General features: G+C 63.9%; 8 protein-coding genes. All 8 read right to left on the bottom strand.

The features are described from left to right. Window positions 1–146 precede the first annotated feature (146 nt). Complete coding sequence (locus WAN71_RS24980) at window positions 147–1,859, bottom strand: MCE family protein (RefSeq protein WP_422227899.1); 1,713 nt, start codon at window positions 1,857–1,859, stop codon at window positions 147–149. Further along, window positions 1,859–3,019 (bottom strand): MCE family protein, encoded by a 1,161-nt coding sequence (locus WAN71_RS24975; protein ID WP_422227898.1) that lies wholly within the window; start codon window positions 3,017–3,019, stop codon window positions 1,859–1,861. The genes WAN71_RS24980 and WAN71_RS24975 overlap by 1 nt, the downstream gene beginning before the upstream one ends. Then, a complete protein-coding gene (locus tag WAN71_RS24970; protein ID WP_422227897.1) occupies window positions 3,016–4,440 on the bottom strand; it encodes a virulence factor Mce family protein in 1,425 nt (474 codons plus the stop codon). The genes WAN71_RS24975 and WAN71_RS24970 overlap by 4 nt, the downstream gene beginning before the upstream one ends. Further along, window positions 4,437–5,498 carry a virulence factor Mce family protein gene (locus WAN71_RS24965; protein WP_422227896.1) on the bottom strand — a complete coding sequence of 354 codons (1,062 nt, stop codon included), beginning with the start codon at window positions 5,496–5,498 and terminating at the stop codon, window positions 4,437–4,439. The genes WAN71_RS24970 and WAN71_RS24965 overlap by 4 nt, the downstream gene beginning before the upstream one ends. Continuing rightward, on the bottom strand, window positions 5,488–6,537 hold the full coding sequence (locus WAN71_RS24960) for an MCE family protein (protein WP_422227895.1): 1,050 nt from the start codon (window positions 6,535–6,537) through the stop codon (window positions 5,488–5,490). Before WAN71_RS24960 ends, WAN71_RS24965 begins: the two co-directional genes overlap by 11 nt. Then, entirely contained in the window at window positions 6,537–7,739 is a 1,203-nt protein-coding gene (locus WAN71_RS24955) for an MCE family protein (protein WP_422227894.1), read from the bottom strand. The genes WAN71_RS24960 and WAN71_RS24955 overlap by 1 nt, the downstream gene beginning before the upstream one ends. Window positions 7,740–7,806: 67 nt before the next feature. Continuing rightward, the gene (locus WAN71_RS24950) at window positions 7,807–8,649 is read right to left on the bottom strand and encodes an MlaE family ABC transporter permease (RefSeq protein ID WP_422227893.1); all 843 of its coding nucleotides are present in this window, start codon (window positions 8,647–8,649) and stop codon (window positions 7,807–7,809) included. A 4-nt stretch (window positions 8,650–8,653) separates the two neighbouring features. Continuing rightward, window positions 8,654–9,418, bottom strand: a complete 765-nt coding sequence (locus tag WAN71_RS24945; protein ID WP_422227892.1) for an MlaE family ABC transporter permease — start codon at window positions 9,416–9,418, stop codon at window positions 8,654–8,656. Window positions 9,419–9,717 lie beyond the last annotated feature (299 nt).

Raw genomic sequence — 9,717 nt, 5'->3', positions numbered from 1 at the left:
GACCGTGGTGGACGCTGCCTCTCCGCCGGTCGGGCCGGCTGCGCGCGAAGCCCGCCGTCTCACAGGCCGCGTCGCCGACTCCGGGCTTGTCGGTCGCCGACCCGCTGCGCCCGGCTCCGCCGCGCTTGCGATCGACTCCGCCTCGGTCACAACTGCCTCGGATCGCGCATCAGGTCCACCCAGTTCTCAGCGCTCGATACTCTGCCGGGCGCGAAGATACCAGTGCTTCCTGCGGGGTCCTGAAAAACTCCCGTGCTCTGGTCGTAGGTGCTATAGGCCGTACCGTTCGCCTGCGGCACCGGGCCGGGTGGCGGGCCCCACGGCTTTTCCGGCGGCGGGTATGGCGCCGGCGGTGAGAGACCTTCCGGTGGCGGGGGCGCTGGAACCGCCTTCGGGAACGGCAAAGCCGGCGGCTGCGGCGGGTACGGCGCGGGAGGTATCCACGCCTGCCGGCCGTCGGTGCCACCGGTGTTGGGCGGCGGCGGGACCGGGAACGGCTGATTGGGCGCCGGACCGGGTCCCGGCACCACGCCCGGCGGAAGCGGTCCCGCTATCGGTGTACCCGGATCGGGGTCGGCTCCCGGCGGGATGAACGGGTACTTGTTGGGCGGCAAGATGTTCAGCCCGTTGGTCACCGGCGTGCCGTACGGGATCGGCGGTCCGCGCCACGGGTTGGTACCGGTCGGCACATATCCTTTCGGGTCGCGGCACAGCGCTACGGTCGGTGCCCGCTTGCCCGGAAACTCTTGGCAGGGGTAGTTGCGCGCCCCGCGCACGGTCGCCCCGTCATTCTGGGCGGTCTTGCAGTACATGTCGGTCGGGATTTCGCGCAGCGTCTCGTCGGCCGGGGTCCGGATCAACGGCGGCGGGATGAATCCGGTGTTGCACGGCGGCGGGTCGATGTTGATCTTGAAGTCCAGCTTGGCGCCCTCATCGAGGGGCTCACCGTTGGCTGCGGTGATGAGCGCGGCGAACAGGGCCGGCAACACCACCAACAGCTGCTCGATCGATTTGTGGTAGATGACGCCGACCCGGCCAAGATTCGCCAGGTTGGCCGCCAGCATCGGGAACGACGGGCGGATACCGGTGAACGCGGTATTGGCCTCGTCGGCGACGGGCGGGACCACAGCCAACAAGTTGCGCAGCTGCGGGTCGGCTTGCCGCACTTCGGAAGTGAACCTCGCCAGTCCGTTGGACAGCGACTTGATGTCGTCGCCGGAGCGGATCTGGGCTTGCAGGAATGGGCCCACCTGATCGATCAACTGCGAGGTCTGTGGATACGTGGCGTTGGCCTCGTCCACCAACAACCGGGCCGATTCGATCAGCCGGGCCAACTCCGGACCGGATCCGTTGAACGCGGTGAAGGTTTCGTGCAGCAGTTCACGCAGCCGGGTGTCGGCGACGCTGTTGACCAGTGTCTCGGACTGATGCAGCAGCGTGGCGATGTCAACGCCGATCCGGGTGTTGTCTCGATCTATGCGAGATCCGTTGTGCAGCTTGGTCGTTGTCGGACGATCCGGCGGCACCAGGTCGACGTACTGCTCGCCAATGGCCGACACGCTCTTCACGGTGGCGGTGACGTTCGACGGCACCCCGGTGCCGCTGTTCAGCCGCATGACCGCGTCGACGCCATGCGAGTTGAGCCCGACCGACTCCACCCGCCCGACCTCGACGCCGCGGTAGGTGACGTTCGCGTTCTTGTAAAGTCCTCGGCCGGCGACGAAGTCGGCGGTCACCCGATAGGTGCCGATGCCCAGTGCGGCCGGCAGCCGCAGGTAGAAGATCGCCATGATCACAACGGTGATCACCGTGACCACACCGAAGATGGCCAGTTGGGCTTTCGTTAAGCGGTCCAGCATCAGTTATTCCCTGCCGGCGTGCCTGGCGGAATCTTGAACGGATCGGCAGCCTGTCCGGACAGGTTGGCCATCTCCCCGAGCAGGAAGTCCGGCGGGTTCAGAATGTCCTTCATGTGCAGCATGTTCGGGTCGAGCGGCCACGATGTGGTGAAGAACGTCTCACCGAGCCGGCGCACGGTGAGGTCGAATGTGGTGAAGACGTTGAGGTAGTCACCACGCACCGCCTGCTTGATACCGAAGTTCGGGAACGGGAACGTCAGTAATATCTGCAGTGACGAGATGAAGTTCTTGCGGTTGTCGGCCAGCGCCTTGGTGGCCGAGTACAGGCTTTTGAGATCCTCGGCAAAGTCGACCTTGGTTTGCGCGAGCACGTGCGACGCGACGGTCGCCACCTTCTTGAGCGCGGCAAACGCCTCGACGATGTTGTCCCGGTTCTTGTTGAGCACCAACAGCGCCCCCGGCAGCGACTCCAGCGCCTGCCCGAGACTGTCCTTGTTGCTGGCCAGGATCGCCGAGAACCGGTCTAAACCATCGATGGCCGCGATGATGTCGTTGACTTGCTTGTTCAATCCCGCGGTCAGCTCCGCAAGCCGCGGTACCAGGTTGACGAACTGACTCTCCCGGCCCGCCACCGCCTGGTAGGTCTCGTCGGTGATCTCTTGCAGTGCACCGAGATTGCCTTTGTTGACCACCACGCCGAGCGCGGAGAGCACTTCCTCGGTGGTGGGGTAACGACTGGTACGAGACTCCTGAATGGTGGACCCATCGGCCAGCCGGCCCACCGGCGCCTGGTTTGTCGGGGCGGCCAGTTCGACGTGCTGGGAGCCGAGCAGCGAGGTCTGCGCCACCCGGGCAATCGAATTCGCCGGCAATTTCACGTTGCGGTCCAGTGCCAATTTGACTGCGGCAAAGAAGCTCCCGTCCGGACGTTGCCTCGCAGCGATTCCCGAGACGCTGCCGACGGTGACGTCGTCGACCATGACAGGCGAGTTCTGCGGCAGTGTTGCCACATCGGCCAAATCGACGGTGATCGAGTAGGAACCGGGGCCGTGGCCGGCGGTCCCGGGCAGCGCGACCGAGTTCAATCCGCCGAACTGGCAGCCCGCGAGCAGGACGCTTCCGGCTACTAGTGCACTGCCGCGCAGCCAGATCCGGCTCATCGTCCGGCCCCCTGCTCCGCCGGCAGCGGAGCGGATGGTGCCAATACGGCCGGAGGCGGACCTGGCCGCGGACCGAATGGCACCGTCGGGGACGCAAGGGCAGGAGGCACGGCGGGCGGGGCACGGTTCGGCGCGGCCTGCGGAACCAACAGGGCCTGCAGGTCGGTCGCGCTGGGCGGGTGAACTCCGGGTGCCGGGACCCATTTCAGGTCAGGAATCGGCGTCTGCGCCTTGGCTTGGGTGGCCGGCGTGTCATAGATGACCTGACCCTTATACGCGGTGATCGAGTTGATCGGGTGGAACATGATCGGCGGATAATTGAACGTCAGCCGGCGCAGCGGCGGCCCCAACCGCTCCCGACAGATCTCGGCGCGCTTGTAGTACTCCGGTCCGGACAGTCCGGCCGCGGTATCGAACGAGCCGCCGCAGATGAATTGGACGGGGTTGGAGAATTCAGGAATCGAGATCAGGCCGTTCAACGTGCCCTGAGCGGGGTCGTAGATGTTGTAGAAGTTGGCGATGCCGGGGCCTGCCACGTGCAGCACCTGTTCGATGTCCTCGCTCTGATCGCTCAGCACCTTGGTCAGGTCGTTGAGTTTGTCGACCGTCCCGATCAGTGTCGAATTGTTCTGCTGCAGAAACCCTTTCACGTCGACAAGCGCCTGGTTGAGAGTTCCCAGGGTGTGATCCAGATGCGTCGAGCTGTCGGCGAGCACCTGCGAAACCGATGCCACGTGTCCGGCGAACGAGACGATCTGTTCGTTGCTGGATGACAGCGCACCGACCAACACCTGCAGGTTCTTCACCGTGCCGAAGATGTCGCCACGTGAATCCCCCAGTCGACCGGCAACCTGCGAGAGCTCGCGGAGCGCGTTGTGGAATGACTCGCCGTTGCCATTGAACGTGTCGGCGGCCTGGTTGATCACTTTGCCCAGCGGTCCCTGCAGCTGTCCGGCTGCCGGACTCAGCTGCTTGGCCAGATCCCTCAGTGCCTCTTTGACCTCGTCCCATTCCACCGGCACCGCGGTGCGTGACAGCTCGATACTGGCCCCGGCAGGCATCGCTGGTCCGCCGGTGTACGCGGGGGCGAGCTGGACGTAACGCGCCGCAACCAGGTTGGGCGCCATAATGACCGCCTTGGCGTCCTGGGGAATTCTGACATCGCGGTCCACTGACATGGTGATCTTGACGTCTTCTGCGCGCGGCTCGATCGAGTCGATCTTGCCCACCGGCACGCCGAGAATCCGGATCTGATCCCCGGGATACAGGCCGACCGCTGAGGTGAAGTAGCCGACGATCTTGTTACCGGTCCGCGCGGGCCACACCAAATACGCACCCACCGCGAGAAAAACGGCAAGCAGCATTGCCAGCGCCAGCCGCGTGCCGCGGCGACGTTCCTTGATCGCAGAGAACACGGTCATGGCGACTGCGGCCTGATCCGCCAGCGCTCCTGCACCAGCCCGCGCAGATAATCCGCGAAGCTGTTCGGGAGCTTGCCGGGCTGGAAGACGGCATCGAACATCATCCCGACGATCGGAGACGGCACCACGCCGTAGACATTCACATTGAACCCCGGTCCGGAGCCGACCACCTCGCCGAGGGTGGTCGCGTACGGGGGCAGACGTTTCAGCGCCTCGCTGATGTAGTCGCGGCGCTCGTTGAGATCGTCCAGCACGGTGTTGAGCTTGCTCAGTGCCGGGCCGAATTCCTTGCGGTTATCGGCTACGAAGCCGGAAAGCTGTTGAGAGACATCGTCGATGCCGCCGATCAGCTCCGCGAGCGCAGCCCGGCGCGCATCCAGTGCACCGAACAATTGATTACCATCGACGATCAGTTTGTTGACCTGCCCGGCCCGCTCGGAGAGCACTGCTGTCACCGACTTAGCATGTGCCAGCAGACTTTCCAACGCCTCATCGCGGCGGTTCAACGTACGCGACAGCGAGGTCACGCCGTCCAGCGCGCCACGCAGCTGCGGGGTGGCGTCGTCCAGCGCATCGGTCAGAACCTGTAGTGACTTCTCGAACTGGGCCTTGTCCAAATCGCCGGCGTTGCCGCCCAGATCCTCGAGCGCAGAGCCGAGGGTGTACGGCGTCATGGTGCGGCTCAACGGGATCGTGGTCGCGCTACCAGTTCCCGCCGGGGTCACCGCGATCGACCGCTGACCGAGGATGGTTTCGGTGCGAATCGCGGCCAGTGATTGGTTGCCGACGGTGACGTGGCGATCGATGGTAAAGGTGACTTTGGCGCTGTCTCCGGCCAATCCGAGTGATTGCACCTTGCCGACCTTGATCCCCGACACGTAGACGTCGTTTCCGGGAGTGATCCCGCCGGCGTCGCTGAAGTAGGCGGTGTAAGCCCGGCCCTGCGGCCAGAACGGCAAACTGGTGTAGCCGAAAGCCACCAATATGACGCAGAACACCAGGGTTACGCCAAAGATGCCGGTGCGGAGTGGGTCAGGGCCATCTGCCTTACTTGGCAAAAGCGCACCTCCCCTTGCTCGGATCCGGCTGGCCGCCCATGCCGATCTGGATGTCGCTACCGGCAGGCCCGTTGATCTTCAGCGACACCGCGCAGAAGTAGATGTTGAAGTAGGCACCGTAGGCGCCAAGCGCGGACAGCCGCAGATAGTCCTCGCCGAGCTGCTCGATGTCGTTGTTGACCTCGGGCAGACGATCGGCGATCTCGGTGCTCAGTGGTCGGACGTTCTCGATGTTGCCCTGCAACGGCCGGCGTCCGCGCTTCAGAAACTCGGTTAGGTCCGACGTCGTCGACGCCAGCGGTCCGATGGCGCCGGCCACCGCGTCGCGGCCCTGCGCCAACCCGGTGATCAGCTTCTGCAGCTCATCGACGCTGGCCGAGAACTGCGCTCCCTTGGCGTCAACGGTGCTCAACACAGCCTTGAGGTTGTTGATCGCATCGCCGATCACCTGGTCGCGGGCACCCAGCGTCGACCCGAAAGCGTTGGTGTCGGCCAGCAGGTTGGACAACGCACCGCCCTGGCCCTGCAGCAACTCGATCACGTAGCTGCTGACCGTGTTGATCTTGTTGGCGTCCAAGCCCTTGAGCACGGGCCGCAGGCCACCGAGCAACGCGTCGAGATCCAATGCCGGCTGGGTGTGCGACTGATCGATGGTCGCCCCCGGCCGCAGCTTGCGCAGTTCGCCCGGGCCTGAGGTGATTTCGAGGAAGCGGTCACCGACGAGGTTCTCGTAGCGAATCACCGCCCGCGTCGACGAGTACAGCGTGTAGCGCTTGTCTACTGTGAAAGCCACGTCGACCGTGTTGTTCGGGTTGAGCTTGACGTCCTTGACCGAACCCACCGGCACCCCGGCGATGCGGACCTTCTGGCCGCCCTTCAACCGCGTCGCGTCAATGAAGTTGGCGTGGTACGTGTTTGACGGACCGAAGCGGAACTCCCCGAATATCACCACCAGGCCGACAGCCACCAGGAGCATGGTGATGGTGAAGATGCCGACCTTCACCATCATCGAGCGGTGCGACGCGTAGCCGTCGGCCATCAGAAATCGTCCCGTTCGGCAAACGAGCCGTGGAACAGCCACTGCAGCGTCGACGGTGCTTCCACCTGCATCTCAGTGAACGGCTCGTACGGGATGTTTGCATTGTCGGTGACGAGGAACGGCGCGCGGAACCAGGACCCGCCGGTCTGCTTGGTGGGTATGTCAGGCAGCCCGCGGCAGTTCGGCCCGCCGGAGGCGTTGACGATTGGCAGGCTCTCCGGGTACGTGTACGAAGGCGCGCCCAAGATGAAACTCGACGAGGTGAACAGGCCCGCTCTTTTGACACCCAACACGGGCGCGAATTCCTGGAGACCCCGCGCGATACCGGCGAACAGGCAGCCGAATTCCGGCGAGTAGTCGCCGGCAACCTTCAGCGGGGCGCGCAGCCGTTTGAGGGCGTCGATCAGATCCTGCTCGGCCGGCGCCAATGTGTCATAGGCGTTGTTGGACAAGCCAATCGCCGCCAGCAGGCTGCGATTCAGGTTGCTCTGCTGGTCCACGACCGTCCTGGCGATCGTCGGCGTGTTGTTGAACACGGTGACCAGATCGGGTGCCGCGGCGGCGTAGATGTTGGCCACCGCGGACGTCTTGCGGAAATCCTGCTGCAAGGTCGGCAGTTGCGGATTTAGTTGCTGCGTCAGGGTATTCAGCCCTGACAGCAGGTCGCCCAGGTCGTTGCCGTGTCCTCGCAATCCTTCCGCGAGCGCGCTCAACGTCCCATTGAGTTCGACGGGGTCGATCTTGTGCAGCAAGTCGGTGAGCGACTGAAACAGCGTGTTGACTTCCAGCGAAACCGCCGAGGTTGCCAGGTGGGCGCCAGGGCTAAGCGACGTCGCCAACGGTGATTTGGGCGGAATGAACTCCACCGACTTGGCGCCGAAAATCGTGTTGCTGGCGATGTGGACCGCCGCGTTGGCCGGAATGTAGCGCAGCTCGCCACTGTCGATCGCCAATGTCAGCTGCGCCTGATCGCCTGCGTAACTGATGTTGTCGACCTTGCCGATCTGAATGCCGCGGTACTTGACCTTGTTACCGCGGTCCATCTCCAGCCCGGCGCGCGGCGCGGTGAGGGTGACGGTGTCGATCGAGGAGAAAAACGCGGTGTAGGAGAGGTAGGTCAGCACCGCAAACGCCGTCAACAGAGAGGCCAGCAGCGCCGCTGCCAGCCTGACATGTGTGCGTCGTGCGCCGGTGCTTGCCAATCGTCCCCCTTCTCCTAATTGCCCGGTTCCTCTTCATCGCGCTGCGCGCTCTGCATCGTCACCGGGCTCACCCCGAAAGGTTGAAGTTACCGGACGCGCCGTAGACGGCCAGCGAGATGAACAAAGTAATAACGACGACGACGATCAGCGATGTCCGGACCGCCTGGCCGACCGCCAGACCGACACCCACCGGACCGCCGGAAGCGTTGTAGCCGTAGTACGTATGGATCAGCATCACCCCAATCGACATCACGATCGCTTGTAGGAACGACCACAGCAGATCGGTGGGTATCAGAAACGTGTTGAAGTAGTGGTCATACAAGCCGGCCGACTGGCCGTTGATGTACACCGTGGTGAACCGTGCGGCGAAAAACGAGGCCAGCACCGCCAGTGAATACAGCGGGACGATCGCGATCAGTCCGGCGATCAGCCGGGTGGAAACCAGGTAGGACACCGAGTGCACGGCCATCGCCTCGACGGCGTCGATTTCCTCGGCGACCCGCATTGCCCCCAGCTGGGCGGTGGTACCGGCGCCGATGGTGGCGGCCAGCGCGATACCCGCCACCACCGGGGCCACGATACGGACATTGAGAAACGCCGACAGGAATCCGGTCAACGCCTCGATGCCGATGTTGCCCAACGATTCGTAACCCTGTACCGCGATCACACCGCCAGACGCCAGCGTCAAAAACGCTGCGACACCGACTGTTCCGCCGATCAGGACCAACGCGCCAGTGCCCATTGTCATCTCGGCGATCAGCCGGATCGTCTCTTTCCGGTAGCGGGTGAGCGCGTTTGGGATGTAGCGCATCGATTCGCCGTAGAACAGCGCCTGCTCGCCGAAATTGTCGACTGGCCCGGCGAACCGGGAGAAAAAGCGGCGGATGCGTATCGAGGCGTCGTAGCTCATGCGGTCACCGGGCCAGCACTCGAACGCCGATTGCCGTCATGATCACGTTGATCACGAACAGGCAGATGAACGCGTACACCACCGTCTCGTTGACGGCCACTCCCACGCCCTTTGGTCCACCCTTGACGGTCAGGCCCCGGTAGCACCCGACCAGGCCGGCGACGACGCCGAACAACACCGCCTTAATTTCCGAGAGCACCAGCTCGCCGAGGTGGGTGAGCACGGTCAGCCCGTTGACAAACGCACCCGGGTTGACGCCCTGCAGCAGCACGGAGAACACGTAGCCGCCGGCGATACCGATCGCCGAGACCAATCCGTTCAACAGCAGTGCGACGAACGTCGACGCCAGCACCCGGGGCACCACCAGGCGCTGGATCGGATCGATGCCCAGCACCCGCATCGCATCGATTTCCTCACGAATGGTGCGGGCGCCCAGATCGGCGCAGATCGCGGTGGCGCCCGCTCCGGCCACCACCAACACGGTGACGACGGGTCCGAGCTGGGTGATGGTGCCGAATGCGGTACCCGCCCCGGACAGGTCGGCGGCGCCGATCTCGCGAAGGAGAATGTTGAGCGTGAATGCCACCAGGACCGTGAACGGGATGGCGACCAGCAGGGTCGGGACCAGCGAGACCCGGGCGATCATCCAGGTCTGGTCGAGGAACTCGCGGAACTGAAAGGGTCGACGAAACATCGCGCGAAAGGTCTCCAGCGCCATTTCTACGAATCCGCCCACGGCCCGGGCCGGGACCGCGAGCTGTTCGAACAACCTGGTTCCCTTCTCGCGCGGGTGTCTGCAAGTTCTTCAGCGAAGCCTCTGCGTCCCCGATTGGCGGCGCCTCAGCTGGTTTCTCAGCCGACGGCGCTCCGCGTGAGCCGGATCATCGTAACTAGAACAAGTTCGGAGTGTCAAAGAACGGCTAAATTAGACAAATGTTAGTAGTTTCGCCAGGTCAGAGCCTTTGTGATGCAGATCATCCTGCAACGTGTTCTAATTAGATCAAACGATACGAAGAGTCTCGCTGTCCGGATCATCACTCCATTAACCCGGTCGCAGCGAAGTTCCGT

The organism is Mycobacterium sp. (genome assembly GCF_049280035.1).
Lineage (GTDB): Bacteria > Actinomycetota > Actinomycetes > Mycobacteriales > Mycobacteriaceae > Mycobacterium.
This window is presented reverse-complemented; position numbering and strand designations above follow the sequence as displayed.

Coding starts and splice junctions, on each gene's coding strand:
- WAN71_RS24980 (WP_422227899.1), bottom strand. CDS start 1,859: ATGCTGGACCGCTTAACGAAAGCCCAACTGGCCATCTTCGGTGTGGTC.
- WAN71_RS24975 (WP_422227898.1), bottom strand. CDS start 3,019: ATGAGCCGGATCTGGCTGCGCGGCAGTGCACTAGTAGCCGGAAGCGTC.
- WAN71_RS24970 (WP_422227897.1), bottom strand. CDS start 4,440: ATGACCGTGTTCTCTGCGATCAAGGAACGTCGCCGCGGCACGCGGCTG.
- WAN71_RS24960 (WP_422227895.1), bottom strand. CDS start 6,537: ATGGCCGACGGCTACGCGTCGCACCGCTCGATGATGGTGAAGGTCGGC.
- WAN71_RS24950 (WP_422227893.1), bottom strand. CDS start 8,649: ATGAGCTACGACGCCTCGATACGCATCCGCCGCTTTTTCTCCCGGTTC.